We start from the raw sequence: 17,141 nt of genomic DNA, 5'->3' as shown, positions 1-17,141 counted from the left end.
TTATACATTGAATCTGAATACCACCACATCCCCATCCTGCATTACATAATCTTTTCCTTCCGAACGAATGAGGCCTTTTTCCTTAGCGCGAGTATATCCTTCACATTCTAATAAATCCTTATAATTAATGACTTCGGCTCTTATAAATCCCCTTTCCATATCGGAATGGACTTTTCCGGCAGCCTGAGGTGCTTTTGTAGCCTTTTTAATAGTCCAAGCCCTTACTTCTTTAGGTCCGGCTGTAAGAAAACTCATAAGTCCCAACAGATCATAGCTGACCTTTATAAGTTTATCCAATCCGGATTCCTTAATATTTAATTCTTCCAAAAAAGTTTCTTTTTCGGATTTATCCAATTGAGCAATTTCAGATTCTATTTTTGCAGAGATGACCATAACAGATGAATTTTCTTTCTTTGCATATTCCTTTACTTCCTTTACATATGAATTTTCATCGCCCTTTATCAAATCGTCTTCGGAGACATTACATACATATAAAACAGGCTTCAGAGATAATAAATTTAATCCCTTAATGATATTTAGCTCCTCTTCATTAAGATTGAGGTTTTTCAAAGGAAGTTCCTTTTCTATTGTGTTTTTGATTTCCTTTAAAATATTGATTTCCTTTTCGTAGCTTTTATCGCTTTTTAACATTTTTTCTATTTTGGAAAGCCTTTTGTCTACTATATCTAAATCAGCAAGCATTAATTCCAAAGTTATGATTTCAATATCCCTTACAGGATCTATTTTTCCTTCCACATGAGTTACATTTTCATCTTCAAAGCATCTTACGACATGAACGATTGCTTCAACTTCACGAATGTGAGAAAGAAATTTGTTTCCCAATCCTTCTCCTTTACTTGCTCCTTTAACCAATCCCGCTATATCTACAAATTCTACCGTTGCGGGAGTTATTTTTTCCGGTTTCATTAAATGGGCCAATTTGTTTAACCGTTCGTCAGGCACGGGAACAATTCCTACATTTGGCTCTATAGTACAGAAAGGATAATTTTCAGCATCTACTTTTGCTGATGTTAAGGCATTAAACAGTGTGCTTTTTCCTACATTTGGCAGTCCAACTATACCGAGTTTCATTTGAATCTTCCTTTCAAGAATTAATATTATTCATGAAAATAATTATATATCAACTGTTTGATATATTCAATATAGCATATTTAATACAAAATTAATATTGCTTTAACATTCTCGTAACATGATACATGTAATATTATATTGAATTAAATAATATCTATTTGTGTTTCATTCCCCCTCTTAATATATGCCTCTGTAAATCACAGAGGCAAGTTATTTTTATAACCAATAATAAAATCATAATTTCCATTAATTCACACTTGGCCCAAATGGGTTTCAACAAAAGACTTTAATTTACTATTTTCAATTGAAGCCCTTTTTATATAATATTTTTAAGTTTTTATTATAATTTTTGGAGAAAGTGTAAAACTAAAGATGAAGGGAGGAGGATATTATGAAAAAAATACAAAATAGATTTATATTGATGTTTTTGGTGTTAATTATGGCTCTGCCTCTATACGGCTGTAAGGAGAAGGAAGCAGAGGATTTAAAAGAGGATAAAAGCATTAGCAGTCTTTCTGTAGTAAATAATTCTCAACTCATTGAAAGAATTGAGAATTTAGCTGATTGTGTTGTTGATTTATTCGGCATTGATGATGCGGTAGTTCTTATTTACAAGGATAAAGCGGTAGTGGCAGTAGTTCCTGCTGAGGATTTTATCTTTTCGGATGAGCAGGAGAAATTAGTCAAAGATACAAGTCTTTCAAGCGATACTAAATTAAAAGAGGCATTTGTTACAAGTGACAGAAAAAAATTTGACAAAATAGAAGGTATAGTAGATAATATATGCAACGGAGAAAATATTGAAAAATTCAGCAGTGATATTGAAAAGATAATTAATGAGATTGAAAAGGAATAAAAAATCTGGTCTTAGGACTGGATTTTTTCATATAATAAATATTAACAATATTTTTTTGGGTAATTTGGGTATTATAAAAATATATTTGTGTAAAAGGAGGTAGAATAATTGATTTTAATGAAGGAGAGAAAGAATATAGGAAAGGGGATAAATCTAAACCTAATAAGGACGGATAAATTTAAGACCAATTTAATAAGTTTCTATATAATAAGGCCCTTAAACAGAGAAGAGGCCACACAAAATGCTTTATTTCCAATGGTTCTAAGAAGAGGAACAGAGAGATTTGACACTAATTTAAAATTGGAAAGAAAACTTGAAAATATGTATGGAGCAAGTCTAAGCGTTGGGGTCAGAAAAGTGGGAGAAAGGCATATAGAAAGATTCACTGTAGAAAGCCCCGAAGAATCTTATGTGGAAGACAAAGAATATCCTATTGAAGTTATTAAATTATTAAAGGAACTGATATATAACCCCGTAACCGAAAATGGAGTATTTAAGAAAGATTATGTAGAGCAGGAAAAGGAAAATCTGAAAAAAATAATAGAAGGAAAGATAAACGATAAAGGTCAGTATGCAATAGAAAGATGCATAGAAGAGATGTGCAAGAATGAGAAATACAGTACTTATGAATATGGCTATATAGAAGATATTGAGAAGATAAACAGCTCCACTTTATATAAATATTATTTGGATGTATTGAACACGTCATACATAGAGATATTTATGGTGGGAAATTATAAAGAAGATATCGCTGAAGAATTAAAAAAACTTTTTTCTGTAGAAAGAAAGACAATAGTTCCGATTCAGAGAGAAAAAATATTAAATTTTGTTCAGACTAAAAATATGATTCATGAAGAGATGAATGTAAATCAAGGGAAAATTGCGGTAGGCTGCAGAGCAGGTATTCCTTATGAAGATCCCCTTTATAATGGATTGATATTAGCCAGTGACATATTGGGAGGAGGAGCTAATTCCAAATTATTTAGGAATATAAGGGAAAAGGAAAGCCTTGCTTATTATATCAAATCTACGGTTTATAAATTTAAATCCATTATGGTCATTGATGCCGGGATTAACTTCGATGATTTTCAAAGAGTGTTGGAACTTATCAGAAGTGAATTAGACAACATGAAAAAGGGATTATTTACAGAGCAGGATATTGATATATCCAAAAAATCAGTTTCTGCATCAATTAAATCCCTAGTAGACAGTAATTATTTGATTTCCGAGTTTTTCTTAAGTCAAATTCTTGCAAAAGATGAGAGGAACCTTGAAGATATATTAAAGGGTATAGATGATATAAAAAAAGATGAAATAGTGGAAGCCTGCAATAGAATATATTTTGATACCATATATTTTTTAACAAAGAATAATTATTTATAGATGGGAGGAAAGATGCTTGAGTATAAAAACTTATGAAAACATTCATATAAAAGAAAAGGTTCTGTATGATAAAAGTAACAATGGATTAAAGGTATACTATATTCCTAAAGAGGGTTATAGCAAAAAATTTGCTATATTTGCAACTGATTATGGCTCAAATGATAAAATAGGAGAATCACCTGAAGGAGTGGCACATTTTTTAGAACATAAAATGTTTGAGGAACCCGACGAAAACATATTTGATAAATTTTCTTATTTAGGGGCAAATGTTAATGCCTATACTAATTTTAACCAAACAGCTTATCTCTTTTCCTGTACTGATAATTTTTATGAAAATTTGAAACTTCTTATCCATTTTGTACAAGACCCGTATTTTACCGATGAAAACGTCGAGAAGGAAAAAGGAATAATAGAGCAGGAAATAAAAATGTATGAGGACAGCCCTAATTGGAAAGTTTATTTTAATTGCCTTAAGGGAATGTATATTAATCATCCGGTGAAAAATGATATTGCAGGTACAGTGGAAAGCATTAAAAAGATAAATAAAGAAATACTGTATAAATGTTATAATACTTTTTACCATCCTCAGAATATGGTTCTGGTTATTGCCGGGGATCTTTCCTTTGAAAAGATAATGGAAACTGTTAATAAGCGGGAAGCCCAAAAGGGCAGTATTGAAGGAAAAATAGAGAGGGTGCAGGCTAACGAACCGGAAAATATTCAAAAATCCTATATGGAAGAATATCTTCCTATATCCATTCCACTTTTTTCAATAGGATTTAAGGATAATTTTGAATCAGTCAATGAAAGTGGAGAAGAACTGATCCTTAGAGATATATCTACTAATATAATGCTTAATATGATATTTGGAGAAAGCTCTTTGTTATTTCAATCCTTATATAATGAAGGACTTATTGACAACAGTTTTGGGTCATATTATACTGGATATAAGGATTATGGGCATTCTATAATAGTAGGGCAGACTCTTAAACCCAAATTGGTTTTTGAAAGAATAGAATCCCATATAGAGGACCTTAAAAGGAAGGGCCTTTCAAGAGAGGATTTTGAAAGAATTAAGAGAAAATATATTGGAAATTTTTTGACCGGGTTGAATTCCATAGAATATATTGGAAGCAATTTTGTAAACTATTATTTTATTGATTTTATATTTTTAGATTATTTGAATGCTATGAATAAAATTAATTTTAAAGATATAGAAGATAGATTTATATCTCATTTAAGAAAGGATAACTTTACTTTTTCTGTTATAAAACCTGTAAAATAGCGTTGGATGGTGAGGAGGCTTTATGTTGAATCTTGTTGCTTTCGAAATATTTGGATTTCCTATAAGATGGTATGGAATATTTATATCCTGTGCGGTAATAATCGGAGCGTATTTAGCTTTAAAGGAAGGAAAAAGAGTAGGGATTGACGAGGACACCTTGATAGATTTATTTATATTTGCTGTTCCTATTTCTGCAATAGGAGCCAGAATATACTATGTCATTTTTAGCTGGTACTATTATAAGGACCATTTAAGAGAAATATTTAATTTCAGAGGAGGCGGGCTTGCAATACATGGTACAATAATTGCGGCCGTATTGGTTGCAATTATATTTTGCAGAAAAAGAAAATTAAGTTTTTGGAAAATTACAGATATCTGTGCTCCAAGCATCATATTGGGACAATCAATTGGAAGATGGGGAAACTTTGCTAACCAGGAGGCTCACGGAGGGCCTACGAATTTACCATGGGGAATAATAATTAACGGACAAAAGGTACATCCTACATTTTTGTATGAGTCCATATGGGATTTGGCGGTTTTTTTCTTTTTACTTTGGTATAGAAGAAATAAGGAAGAAACGGTAGGAGAAACTTTTCTTTTGTATCTGGCGTTGTATTCGGTAGGCAGGTTCTGGATAGAAGGTTTAAGAACAGACAGTTTAATGTTGGGAAATATAAGAGTTGCCCAGTTGGTAAGTGTGATCACCGTAATCGGAGTGGCTATCATTTTTAGATATAGAAGGAAAAATGTTGATATGAAGTACATGTAAAAGTATTTGGTTCAGGTGTTCTCATATTTCAGTGGCGAAATATGAAGAAAGTTTAATAAATATGTATAAATATAGTACAAAAGGCCTATAAATAATAGGCCTTTTTTTTTACTTCATAGAAGGAATTTAAAAATATATATAGAAGTATATAAATGTGGTTTAAAGTGGATGGAAGTGGGAGAAATATTCCTAAAGTGGAGTGAGTAAAATGTTTATCGGAGAATATAAGCATTCCCTGGATAGTAAGGGAAGATTGATAGTTCCTTCTAAGTTTCGCGATTCTTTGGGAGAAAATTTTATTATGACCAAAGGGCTTGATAGTTGTCTTTTTGTTTATCCTCAGGAGGGCTGGGTTCAATTAGAAAACAAACTTAAATCCCTACCGTTGACAAATAAAGATGCAAGGGCCTTTGTAAGATTTTTCTTTGCCGGGGCCAATGAGTGTACAATCGATAAACAGGGAAGAATACTTATTCCGTTAAGTTTAAGGGAACATGCCAAATTAAATAAGGATGCGGTAATAATAGGAGTATCAACCAGGGTAGAAATATGGAGCAAAGAAGAATGGAATAAATATAATGAAGATGACAGTTTAAGTTATGAAAGAATTGCAGAAAAGATGGCTGAACTGGGAATATAAATGGGAGTTGATATTTTGGATTTCGAACATACCCCTGTATTGTTAAATGAAGTAATAAAAGGATTAAACATAAAAAAAGACGGAATTTATGTTGATGGGACTTTGGGTGGCGCAGGTCATTCTTTGAAAATAATTGAAGGACTTGATAATGGAAAGTTAGTGGGGATAGATCAGGATATGGATGCTATAAATAAAGCAAAAGATGTCCTAAAAGATTATTTAGAAAGAGCAGAAATAATTCATGATAATTTTAAAAATATTCCTCAGATATTATCGAATCTGAATATTGACAAGGTAGATGGAATCTTCCTGGATTTAGGAGTATCTTCCTATCAGTTCGATGAAAGAGAAAGAGGATTTTCCTATCAAAAAGATGCGCCTTTGGATATGAGAATGGATAGAGAAAATAATTTAAGAGCCTGGGATGTAGTCAACAAATACAAGGAAAAAGAGCTTTCCGATATTTTATGGAAATACGGAGATGAAAGGTGGTCAAAGAGAATAGCAAAATTTATAGTTGAGGAAAGAAGAAATAGCCCAATTGATACCACTTTTCAGCTTGTATCAATAATCAAAAAGGCAATTCCAAAAGGGGCCAGAGCGTCAGGACACCACCCTGCAAAAAAGACCTTTCAGGCTATACGAATTGAAGTTAATAAAGAACTGGAAATTTTAAAAAAATCGATTCCTGCATTATGTAATCTTTTAAAACCTAAAGGAAGGATATGCATAATAACATTTCATTCCTTAGAGGACAGAATTGTCAAAGAGAATTTTAAAGAACTCAATACAGGATGCATTTGCCCTAAAGATTTTCCTATATGTGTATGTAATAGGAAAAAGGAAATAGAAATTATCACCAAGAAACCTATTGTTCCAACGGAAGATGAACTGAGTAAAAATCCAAGAGCAAGAAGTGCTAAACTGAGAATCGGCGAGAAAGTTTGATGTTCTAAAAGAAAGGAGGGATGAATAAATTGTTAGTAGCTAAAAAAGAAGAAAAGTATTATTATGGAGAAGATCGCGTTTATGAAAATAAAGTACAAAGAGAAAAGAGAAAAGCTAAAAGAAAAGCTCAGACCAGAAATAAATTGAAATTATTTTTATATGCATTTATTTTTCTTGCGGCCTGTTTGTCCATTTTATTCAGATATACTCAGCTAACTCAAATGAGAGTTGAAATATCTAAATTGGAAAGTGAAAAAAATACATTGGAGAAAGAAAAACAGGAAAAACTTTCTGAATTGGAGGAAGTGAAAAATTCCGCTAAAATAGAAGAAGATGCTACAGCTAAATTGGGGATGAATTATCCCACTGAAGCTCAAATAGTATATTTAGATGTCAATGAAAATAAGTTAAAGGAAGAACAAAAAGAAGATAGTAACGTTGCAGTAAAAAAATACTTTAAGAATATTCTGAGCGCAATAATAAATCTATTTTAAGGGGGTTGGTTTCTATGACAACGCCTAGTTATTCTACTAAGAAAAGGTTAGTCGTAATATTTTTTTCGGTAACAATAATCGTATTTGTTCTTGTTATTAGATTGGGATTTTGGCAGATTGTAAGAGGAGAGGATTTAAAAAAGGAAGCTCTTGAACAATGGACTAAAGGCATTGAAATAAAAGCTAAAAGAGGAGTAATATACGACAAAAATGGTAAAAAATTAGCCATGAGCATTAGTGCTTATACTGTTTGGGCCAGGCCTGCCGATATAAAAGAACCGGAAAAAACGGCCAAATTAGTTGCGGATATATTGAATCTTGATGAAAAAACAGTATATGATAAGATTACCAAAAATCAGAGAACAGAAAAAATTAAACAGTGGATAAGCAATGACGAGGCAACAAAATTACGTCAGAGTTTAGTAAAGGATAAAATTACGGGAATTGAAATTATAGATGATAATAAAAGATATTATCCTTATGGAAATTTTGCAAGTTATATTTTGGGATTTACGAATATTGACAACGACGGACTATATGGAATAGAAAAGACCTATGATAAATTTTTAAAAGGTACTCCTGGTAAATGGGTAAAAACTACTGATGTTGCCGGAAGGCAATTACCCTTTGGAGGAGAAAAAATATTTGATGCTAAAGATGGTTTAAGTGTAGTCCTTACTATAGATGAAACAATACAGCATTTTGCTGAAAAAGCGGCTACGGAAGCTCTTGTGCAGAATAAAGCTAAAAATGTTTCCGTAATAATTATGGAACCTAAAACAGGGGATATATTGGCTATGGCAACAAAACCCGATTATGATCCCAATGAGCCCAGAGAGCCGTTAAATGAGGAAGAAAAAAAAGAATGGGATAATTTGTCACAAGAAGAACTTCAAAAAAAGTGGTATGATATGTGGAGAAACTTTTCTATAAATGATGCTTATGAACCGGGCTCTACCTTTAAGATAATCACATCTGCCATAGCTTTGGAAGAAAATGTGGTAACTCCTGACACTCCTTTTTATTGTAACGGTTTTATAAGAGATATTCCGGGAGTAGTTTTAAAGTGCAGCAGGTGGTATAATCCCCATGGAGCTCAAACATTTGCTGAAGGAGTTCGGAATTCATGCAATGTTGTCTTTGTAAATGTAGGAAGGAAAATTGGAAAAGAAAAGATGCTTGAATACATAAAAGCATTTGGTTTTGGTGAAAATACTGGTGTGGATTTAACAGGAGAACAAGCGGGAATCATACCTAAAAGTGTAAGCAGTATAAAGGAAGTAAATCTTGCCACCATTTCTTATGGGCAAGGAATTGCGGTAACCCCTATGCAACTTATTACTGCCATTTCTTCCGTAGCTAACGGGGGAAATTTAATGAAGCCCAGAATAGTAAAGGAGTTAGTAGATGAGAAGGGTAACGTCCAGCAGGAAATAAAGCCGGAAGTAAAAAGAAAAGTGTTGTCGGAGGAAACGTGTAAAACTTTATTGGGCATATTGGAGTCCGTAGTATCCGAAGGAACCGGGAAAAGTGCTTATATACCCGGATATAGAATCGGAGGCAAGACCGGTACGGCTCAAAAGGTAATTGATGGTAAATATGCTCCGGGGAAATATATTGCTTCTTTTGCGGCAATAGCTCCCACGGATGATCCGAAGATTGCAGTTCTTTTTATAATCGACGAACCGAGTAATGGGGCATATTATGGAGGCGTGGTTGCAGCACCTATTGCTGGTGAACTTGTAGAGGAAACATTAAAATATCTGGGAGTAGAACCTAAATATTCCGAGAAGGAAAAGGAAGAACTTTCTACAAAGGTAGTAGTTCCGGATGTAACGAATAAGACTATTTCGGAGGCAGGAAAGATTTTAAGTAATTTAGGATTTAAATATAATACGGAAGTTGCCGAAGTAACGGAAAATTCCGTTGTAATAGATCAGTTTCCCCTTCCCGGTACCGAAGTGACCAAAGGCTCTATAATTGATATATATTTAAAAGAAAAGAGAAAAGATAATGAAGCGATGATAATGATAGATTTAAAAGGTAAAAGCAGAGACGAAGCAGTCAAAGAGCTTGATGAATTGAATTTGAAATACAGGTTTACCGGTAATGGGATTGTAAAAGATCAAAAACCTAAGGCAGGAGAAGAAATTAATTCGGATACAGTTGTTGAAGTTGAACTTTCAGAAATTAAGGAATGATTTTATTAAAGGGCAGCTGATTAGGTTGCCTTTTAATTGATTGTTTATGATTTTGATTAAAGGCAGGTGTAAATATGAACTTAAGAGATTTAATTAAGGGACTAAGTTGTGAGACTATTACGGGAAGGAAAGATTTAGAAATTGAAGGAATAGATTCTGATTCCAGGAAGATTGGAAGGGGATATTTATTTGTAGCAATAAGTGGATATAGAGATGACGGATGTAATTACATAGATGCTGCATTAGACAAGGGTGCCGTAGCGGTAGTTACGGAAAAAAGCGTGAACTTACCGGATCATGTTACGGTAATAAAGGTAAAGGATAGCAGAACTGCCTTAGCCAAATTAAGCTCCAATTACTATAAAAATCCTTCTCATGATATGCATTTGATTGGGATAACCGGAACAAGCGGAAAAACCACTACTACTTATCTAATCAAAAGTATTATGGAAGAATCGGGTTTAAAGTGTGGAATTATTGGAACTATGGGTAATATTATAAATAAGGAAGTCGTAAAGACAGGCAATACTACTCCGGAATCTTTGATAATTCAAAAATATCTATATGAAATGTTAAAATCAGGGACTGAATACTGTGCCATGGAAGTATCATCTCACTCTATTTTTCTTAAAAGAATAGAATACTGTGAGTTTGAGATAGGATTATTTACTAATTTATCAAGGGACCATCTGGATTTTCACAAAACGATGGATGATTATTTTGAAGTTAAATCAAGACTTTTTTATAAAACAAACAAATACAATATTGTAAATTTAGATGACGAATATGGCAGGAGATTGATAGAAAAGATTGAAGATTCGAAAGTACCTTTATTGACTTATGGCTTTGACGCCAAGGGAGATATATTTGCCACAGATGTAAAATACAGCTTAAATGGAGTAAATTTTCTGTTAAATACTCCCAAAGGCTCAATCCCTATTAATTTTAATATTCCGGGGAAGTTTAGCGTATATAATTCTCTTGCTGCAGCAAGCTGCGCTTATGCTTATAACATAGATTTAGATAATATAAAAAAAGGACTGGAAAAAGTTCAAGGTGTAAAAGGAAGATTTGAAATAGTGCCTACTAAGAGGGATTTTTCCGTTATAATAGACTTTGCTCATACACCTAATGAATTAGAAAATTTACTTACTTTAATAGATGAATTTGCTCAGGGTAGAAAGGTAGTGGTCTTTGGAGCAGGAGGAAACCGAGATAAGACAAAAAGACCTATTATGGGAGAGGTAGTAGCAAATCATTGCGATCTGCCTATAGTCACATCGGATAACCCCCGAGATGAAGATCCCGAAAAAATAATAGATGATGTAATAGTCGGGGTTAAAAAAGTTACTGATAACTATATAAAGATTATCGATAGAAGAGAAGCTATAAAGTATGCGGTTGAAAATGCAAAACCTAATGATATAATAATACTTGCGGGAAAAGGGCATGAGACTTACACCATTATTAAAGGTAAGAAGCTGCCCTTTGACGAAAGGAAAATAGTAGAAGATACACTTAAAGAGCTTAATCACGAAAGATAATTATAAGAGAGGAGAGCAACGATGGCTGATTATATCGATATTATCAGAGTTATAGTAATTTCTTTTATTATTACATTGATTTTAGGATTGATTTTTATTCCTTTGCTAAGAAGACTTCATATTGGGCAAAATATAAGACAAGATGGACCTAAGACTCATCTTAAAAAGAAGGGGACTCCCACTATGGGAGGAATAATAATGATTATAGCACTTTTTATTACTTCCGTTACTTCCGGAATAATGAATAAGGATATGATAGTATTGCTCCTCTCTACTTTAGGATTTGGGTTAATAGGATTTGTGGATGATTACATAAAGATTGTTAAAAAAAGATCCTTAGGGTTAAAAGCCCATCAGAAGTTAATAGCTCAAATTATTTTAGCTGTTATTTTGGCTGTATATCAATCATATACTTCTGAGTTGGGGACAAAAATTATAATACCTTTTTTAAAAAGCAAATATTTGGATTTAGGGATGCTTTATATTCCGTTTATTGCTTTTGTAGTAGTCGGTACGGTTAACAGCGTAAACTTGACTGATGGATTAGACGGCTTGGCTTCAGGAATAACTATGATAGTAATGTCCTTCTTTGGAATGGTAGCTCTCAATCAAGGAATGAATTCCATGGCTGTCTTTTCGACGTCATTAGCCGGAGCTTGCCTTGGATTTTTAGTTTATAATTCCTATCCTGCCAAGATAATGATGGGGGATACGGGTTCAATGGCCTTGGGAGGAGCAGTTTCCGCTATTGCCATACTTTTAAATCTTCCGTTAATAATACCTATTGTAGGAGGCATATATTTTATAGAATCTTTATCGGTGATCATTCAAGTAGTTTCTTTTAAATTAACAGGTAAAAGAGTATTTTTGATGGCTCCTCTTCATCATCACTTTGAACAAAAAGGGTGGAAAGAAACAAAAGTTGTATTAGTTTTTTGGACAATAACAGTAATACTGTGTTTAATAGGAACAATAAGTTTAAAATAAATTTGAAAGATAGGTGATTAGACTTGTACTTGAAAGGGAAAAAAATACTAATTTTGGGGTTAGGGATAACAGGAGTTTCTACAATTAAAGCTTTATATAAGTTAGGTGCTGATGTTGTCATAAGTGATTTGAAAAAAGAAGAGGAATTAGAGAAATATTTAAAGGAGATTTCGTCTTATCCTGTTGAGTTACGTTTAGGAACTAATGATATACCCTTGGACAATATTGACATGATAATAAAGAGTCCGGGTATACTTCCAGATATACCTGTATTAAAAAGAGCTGAAAAGGCAGGAATAGAGGTAATAACCGATATTGAACTTGCCTATAGGATAATGACTGATAACAATTTTATAGCAATAACGGGGACTAATGGAAAAACAACTACAACTACTTTAACCGGAGAACTATTTAAAAAAGCAGGATATAATACTTATGTAACAGGCAATATTGGAGTGGGCATTCTCTGGAAGGTAGCTAATGGAAATAAGGATGACGTATTTGTCATTGAAGCAAGTAGTTTTCAATTGGCAAATACGAAACATTTTAAACCCAAAGTAAGCCTTATACTTAATATAACCCCGGATCATATGAATTGGCATAAATCTTATGAAAACTATATAAATGCAAAGAAAAAGATATTCATTAACCAAGATGAAAATGATTATACAATCCTTAATTACGATGATGAAATACTTAGAAAAATCGGCAGGGATGCAAGGGGAAAATTGATATGGTTCAGTACGGACAGTATTTTAAACAGAGGAGTATATATTGATGAAGATTATATAGTTATAAATGATGGAAAGACAATTAATAAAATAATGCCTTATAAAGAAGTTAATATACCAGGGAAGCACAATTTACAAAATGCCTTGGGAGCTGTCTCCATAGGATGGGCAATGGGGATTCCCTTTAACATTATAAAAGATGTTTTATCCACTTTTGAAGGAGTGGAGCACAGGATAGAATATGTGACTGAGATAGACGGAGTAAAATTTTATAATGATTCTAAAGGAACTAATGCAGATGCCAGTATAAAAGCTGTAGAAACATTGGAAAATTCAATTATACTTATTGCAGGAGGCATGGATAAAGGCAATGAATTTGATGATTTTGTAAAGACCTTTGAAGGAAGAGTAAAAGATTTGGTACTCCTTGGAGAAACTAAAGAAAAAATAAAAAAAACTGCTTTAAAATATAATTTTAATAATATATTTATGGTAGATAATATGAAAGAGGCAGTGAAGAAAAGCTTCCGGCTTTCACAAAAAGGGGATAAAGTACTTCTCTCTCCGGCATGTGCCAGTTGGGATATGTATGAAAACTATGAAGTTAGGGGAAGGGATTTTAAAAAAGCTGTCATGGAAATAAAGGGGGATTCAGATGGCAAAGAAAAAATCCGTTGATTTTACTTTACTTTTAGCTACTATGCTGTTAGTTTTTATAGGAATAATAATGGTGTTCAGTTCAAGCTGGCCTGATGCTATATACAAAATGAAGGATGGTTATTTTTATTTAAAGAAACAGTTGATGGCAGGTTTAATAGGGCTTGCGGGAATGTTTTTTTTTATGAACTTTGATTATAAAAGGCTTGATAAGATGTCTAAATTGATATTTTTAATTACCATAATATCAGGACTTTTAATATTTTCTCCTTTGGGAGTAGAATATAACGGAGCAAGAAGATGGATAAATTTAGGGTTTACTACCTTTATGCCGTCTGATCTGATTAAATTCGGTTCTATTATATTTTTTGCTTCATTTCTGTCTAAAAGAAAGGAGGATATAAAAAGTATAAAAAAGGGTCTTATTCCTTCTCTTGTTGTAATAGGCATATCTTGCGGACTGATATATATTCAAAAAGCCTTAAGCACTACAGTTACTTTGGCACTTACTTTAGTAGCTATGCTATTTATTGCGGGGATGAGAATCAGCCATATGATTGTCTTGGGAATAGGAGGCACAGCTGCTCTGTATTTTTCCATAGTGTCTCATTCCTATAGGGTGGCCAGATATCTTTCTTTTAAAGATCCTTTTGCCTATAAATCGGAAGGCGGTTATCAGGTAGTTCAATCTTTATATGCCTTAGGCTCCGGAGGGCTTTTCGGATTGGGATTGGGAAAGAGCAGACAAAAGTTTTTTTATATCCCCGAGCCTTATAATGATTTTATATTTTCGATTATAGGTGAAGAGTTGGGTTTTTTGGGATGTATAACTATAATACTTCTTTTTGTACTGGTAATATGGAGAGGAATAAAAATAGCATTGAACGTGGAAGATCTTTTTGGCTGCCTCCTTTCTTCGGGGATAGTTGCTTTGATCACAATTCAGACTCTCATACATATAGCTGTAGTGACATCATCTATACCCCCAACGGGAATACCTCTTCCATTTATAAGTTATGGCGGAACTTCTTTGGCAATTTATATGTCGGCAATAGGAATTCTCCTAAACATATCCAGAAACACGAATCTAAGTGGAGGTGAGAAAAGATGAAGTTCTTAATTACCGGGGGAGGAACGGGAGGCCATATCTACCCTGCATTATCTATAGCAAATGAAATCAAAGAGAGATATAAAAATAGCGATATTCTTTATGTCGGAACAAAAGAAGGCTTAGAAAGCGAATTGGTTCCGAAGGAAGGTTTTAAATTTGAAACCATAAGGGTGGAAGGGCTTCCCAGAAAGCTGTCCAAGGAGAGCATTATATCATCTGTAAAGTTAATACATGGTATATTCGATTCAAGAAAAATCATCAATAAATTTAAACCGGATATAATAATAGGTACCGGAGGATATGTGAGCGGACCTGTGGTCTATGTTGGAAGCAAGAAAAAGATACCCAGCATTATTCACGAGCAAAATGCTTTTCCGGGAATCACAAATAAAATATTATCAAGATATGTTACTAAAATAGCAGTCAGCTTTCATGAATCTGAAAAGTATTTTAAGTATCCGGGGAAAATAGTTTTTACAGGAAACCCCATACGTAAGAGTATAATATCTGTTAATAAAGAGGAAGCTTTTAAGAAGTTGAACATTGATCCCGATATTCCCTTTATATTATCTTTTGGAGGAAGCGGAGGGCAAAAAAAATTAAATGATGCAATGTATTGGGTGGTTAAAAAAGTTGCTTCACATTCTGACGTTCAAATAATGCATGTAACAGGCAAGAGGTTTTATAGTGATTTTGCTGCAAATCTTAAGAAAGACGGAATAATATTAAAAAATAATATTAAAATTTTACCTTATTTTTTCGATATGCCTTTAGGGTTAAATACGGCAAGCCTTGTGATTACCAGCGGAGGAGCAATAGCTATTGCGGAATTGACAGCTTTAGGCATTCCCAGTATAATAATTCCCAAGAGTTATACCGCAGAAAATCACCAAGTATATAATGGCAAAGCCATTGAAAAGGCAGGAGCGGGTTTGCTTATTCTTGAAAAAGACTTGACGGGAGAAAAATTATATGAAAGCATCATGAAATTAATAAAAGATAAAAATAAACTTTATGAGATGTCATTAAACAGTAAAAACATTGGTAGAACAAATGCAGCATCTAAGATAGTGGATATTGTAGAGACCATACTTAAATAAACCCAAATTTGTAACACCTTCGTATCACATGCATAATATATATAGATATATGAGTAGTTTACACATCCGGAGGTGCTGAAATGGGTAAGTATGTTATTAATGGCGGAAGCAGATTAAGGGGAGAGGTAAATATTTCCGGAGCGAAAAATTCGGTATTGCCGATTTTAGCTGCAACTGTAATAGGAAATAATACAAGTACAATATTTAATATTCCCGACCTTAGAGATGTAGAAATAATGGAAAAGATTTTACTTTATATAGGTTGTCGTGTAGAAAGGACAGATAATATTATATATGTTGATTCAACTTCTCTCGATAAAATAGATATACCGGAGGAATTAGTAAGAGAAATGCGCTCTTCCATAATACTTATGGGTGCTATGCTTTCTCGATGTGGCGAAGTGAATATTTGCTACCCGGGCGGTTGTGAAATAGGCCCAAGGCCTATTGATCTACATTTAAAAGCATTAAGACAGATGGGGGCACAAATAGAAGAATCCCATGGTTTTCTGTTATGTAGAAGTAATGGGTTAAAGGGATGTGAAATTCAGTTAGACTATCCGAGCGTAGGTGCTACAGAAAATACTATATTGGCAGCTGTTACGGCAGAGGGAACTACAGTTATAAGGAATGCAGCAAGGGAACCTGAGATTATAGACTTACAAAATTATTTAAACAAGTCCGGTGCCAAGATATTTGGAGCAGGCACCAGCGTCATAACGATTGAAGGAGTGAAGAAATTTCAGGAAGTAAAACATACGGTTATACCGGATCGAATTGTTGCAGGCACTTTTATGACCTGTGCGGCTATTACTCAAGGAGAAGTAATAATAAACAATGTTGAAATAGAGCATATTCAAGCTATTATGGCTAAGCTTAAAGAAGCAGGGTGTTTGATATACAGCAATTGTACTTCGCTGAAGGTTATTGGTCCTAATAAAATAGAACCGGTAGAGATGATTCAAACTCTTCCGTACCCGGGATTTCCTACAGATATGCAGGCTCAGATGATGGCACTTTTAAGTATATCAGGCGGCACAAGTATTATATCGGAGACTGTATTTGAAAATAGATTTAAACATGCTGAGGAGTTAATAAGGATGGGAGCGAATATAAAGATTATAGGCAAAGTCGCAGTAGTAAAGGGAGTTAAGGAGTTGACGGGAGCAAATGTTTCGGCGAAGGATTTAAGAGGAGGTGCCAGCTTGGTATTGGCAGGTTTAGCAGCTAAGGGAACTACAGTAATAGATAATATATTCCATATGGAAAGAGGATATGAAAATTTAGATGAAAAATTAAGAGCCCTTGGGGCAGATATTATTAAAGTATCATCGTAGCAGGGC

15 protein-coding genes are annotated in these 17,141 nt (G+C 33.6%); 14 read left to right on the top strand and 1 reads right to left on the bottom strand.

Going from position 1 to position 17,141, the window contains the following annotated elements; all coding sequences use genetic code 11:
* Nucleotides 1–1,092, bottom strand: a complete 1,092-nt coding sequence (gene ychF, locus EQM13_RS11115; protein ID WP_128752695.1) for a redox-regulated ATPase YchF — start codon at nt 1,090–1,092, stop codon at nt 1–3.
* A 391-nt stretch (nt 1,093–1,483) separates the two neighbouring features.
* Here ychF and EQM13_RS11110 point away from each other — a divergent pair, with 391 nt between their 5' ends.
* The 14 genes from EQM13_RS11110 (at nt 1,484) to murA (ending at nt 17,135) form a co-directional block, all read left to right on the top strand.
* Nucleotides 1,484–1,948 carry a YhcN/YlaJ family sporulation lipoprotein gene (locus EQM13_RS11110; RefSeq protein ID WP_128752694.1) on the top strand — a complete coding sequence of 155 codons (465 nt, stop codon included), beginning with the start codon at nt 1,484–1,486 and terminating at the stop codon, nt 1,946–1,948.
* Between the two features lie 117 nt (nt 1,949–2,065).
* Nucleotides 2,066–3,331 (top strand): EF-P 5-aminopentanol modification-associated protein YfmF, encoded by a 1,266-nt coding sequence (gene yfmF, locus EQM13_RS11105; RefSeq protein ID WP_240663032.1) that lies wholly within the window; start codon nt 2,066–2,068, stop codon nt 3,329–3,331.
* 16 nt (nt 3,332–3,347) lie between these two features.
* Nucleotides 3,348–4,616 (top strand): EF-P 5-aminopentanol modification-associated protein YfmH, encoded by a 1,269-nt coding sequence (gene yfmH, locus EQM13_RS11100; RefSeq protein WP_206172685.1) that lies wholly within the window; start codon nt 3,348–3,350, stop codon nt 4,614–4,616.
* Nucleotides 4,617–4,641: 25 nt separating this feature from the next.
* Entirely contained in the window at nt 4,642–5,385 is a 744-nt protein-coding gene (gene lgt, locus EQM13_RS11095; protein WP_071139162.1) for a prolipoprotein diacylglyceryl transferase, read from the top strand.
* 208 nt (nt 5,386–5,593) lie between these two features.
* Entirely contained in the window at nt 5,594–6,025 is a 432-nt protein-coding gene (gene mraZ / locus EQM13_RS11090; protein ID WP_071139057.1) for a division/cell wall cluster transcriptional repressor MraZ, read from the top strand.
* A 15-nt stretch (nt 6,026–6,040) separates the two neighbouring features.
* On the top strand, nt 6,041–6,973 hold the full coding sequence (rsmH, locus tag EQM13_RS11085) for a 16S rRNA (cytosine(1402)-N(4))-methyltransferase RsmH (protein ID WP_071139163.1): 933 nt from the start codon (nt 6,041–6,043) through the stop codon (nt 6,971–6,973).
* Between the two features lie 20 nt (nt 6,974–6,993).
* Nucleotides 6,994–7,467, top strand: coding sequence for a cell division protein FtsL (locus tag EQM13_RS11080; RefSeq protein WP_083381758.1), 474 nt, complete (start codon nt 6,994–6,996; stop codon nt 7,465–7,467).
* 14 nt (nt 7,468–7,481) lie between these two features.
* Nucleotides 7,482–9,668 (top strand): stage V sporulation protein D, encoded by a 2,187-nt coding sequence (locus tag EQM13_RS11075; RefSeq protein WP_071139059.1) that lies wholly within the window; start codon nt 7,482–7,484, stop codon nt 9,666–9,668.
* Between the two features lie 74 nt (nt 9,669–9,742).
* A complete protein-coding gene (locus EQM13_RS11070) occupies nt 9,743–11,212 on the top strand; it encodes a UDP-N-acetylmuramoyl-L-alanyl-D-glutamate--2,6-diaminopimelate ligase (protein WP_128752691.1) in 1,470 nt (489 codons plus the stop codon).
* A gap of 21 nt (nt 11,213–11,233) precedes the next feature.
* Nucleotides 11,234–12,199 (top strand): phospho-N-acetylmuramoyl-pentapeptide-transferase, encoded by a 966-nt coding sequence (gene mraY, locus EQM13_RS11065; RefSeq protein ID WP_200795988.1) that lies wholly within the window; start codon nt 11,234–11,236, stop codon nt 12,197–12,199.
* Nucleotides 12,200–12,228: 29 nt separating this feature from the next.
* Nucleotides 12,229–13,608 carry a UDP-N-acetylmuramoyl-L-alanine--D-glutamate ligase gene (gene murD, locus EQM13_RS11060; protein ID WP_240662924.1) on the top strand — a complete coding sequence of 460 codons (1,380 nt, stop codon included), beginning with the start codon at nt 12,229–12,231 and terminating at the stop codon, nt 13,606–13,608.
* Nucleotides 13,586–14,698 (top strand): putative lipid II flippase FtsW, encoded by a 1,113-nt coding sequence (gene ftsW / locus EQM13_RS11055; protein WP_128752689.1) that lies wholly within the window; start codon nt 13,586–13,588, stop codon nt 14,696–14,698. The genes murD and ftsW overlap by 23 nt, the downstream gene beginning before the upstream one ends.
* On the top strand, nt 14,695–15,798 hold the full coding sequence (gene murG / locus EQM13_RS11050) for an undecaprenyldiphospho-muramoylpentapeptide beta-N-acetylglucosaminyltransferase (protein WP_128752688.1): 1,104 nt from the start codon (nt 14,695–14,697) through the stop codon (nt 15,796–15,798). Before ftsW ends, murG begins: the two co-directional genes overlap by 4 nt.
* 80 nt (nt 15,799–15,878) lie before the next feature.
* Entirely contained in the window at nt 15,879–17,135 is a 1,257-nt protein-coding gene (gene murA, locus EQM13_RS11045) for a UDP-N-acetylglucosamine 1-carboxyvinyltransferase (protein ID WP_071139064.1), read from the top strand.
* The last annotated feature ends 6 nt before the right edge of the window (nt 17,136–17,141 follow it).

The sequence above is a fragment of the Acidilutibacter cellobiosedens genome, assembly GCF_004103715.1.
Lineage (GTDB): Bacteria > Bacillota > Clostridia > Tissierellales > Acidilutibacteraceae > Acidilutibacter > Acidilutibacter cellobiosedens.
This window is presented reverse-complemented; position numbering and strand designations above follow the sequence as displayed.

Bases quoted from the DNA above. Each gene is read 5' to 3' on its own strand.
- ychF (WP_128752695.1), bottom strand. From the start codon at position 1,092: ATGAAACTCGGTATAGTTGGACTGCCAAATGTAGGAAAAAGCACACTG.
- EQM13_RS11110 (WP_128752694.1), top strand. From the start codon at position 1,484: ATGAAAAAAATACAAAATAGATTTATATTGATGTTTTTGGTGTTAATT.
- yfmF (WP_240663032.1), top strand. From the start codon at position 2,066: ATGAAGGAGAGAAAGAATATAGGAAAGGGGATAAATCTAAACCTAATA.
- mraZ (WP_071139057.1), top strand. From the start codon at position 5,594: ATGTTTATCGGAGAATATAAGCATTCCCTGGATAGTAAGGGAAGATTG.
- EQM13_RS11080 (WP_083381758.1), top strand. From the start codon at position 6,994: ATGAATAAATTGTTAGTAGCTAAAAAAGAAGAAAAGTATTATTATGGA.
- EQM13_RS11075 (WP_071139059.1), top strand. From the start codon at position 7,482: ATGACAACGCCTAGTTATTCTACTAAGAAAAGGTTAGTCGTAATATTT.
- EQM13_RS11070 (WP_128752691.1), top strand. From the start codon at position 9,743: ATGAACTTAAGAGATTTAATTAAGGGACTAAGTTGTGAGACTATTACG.
- mraY (WP_200795988.1), top strand. From the start codon at position 11,234: ATGGCTGATTATATCGATATTATCAGAGTTATAGTAATTTCTTTTATT.
- ftsW (WP_128752689.1), top strand. From the start codon at position 13,586: ATGGCAAAGAAAAAATCCGTTGATTTTACTTTACTTTTAGCTACTATG.
- murG (WP_128752688.1), top strand. From the start codon at position 14,695: ATGAAGTTCTTAATTACCGGGGGAGGAACGGGAGGCCATATCTACCCT.
- murA (WP_071139064.1), top strand. From the start codon at position 15,879: ATGGGTAAGTATGTTATTAATGGCGGAAGCAGATTAAGGGGAGAGGTA.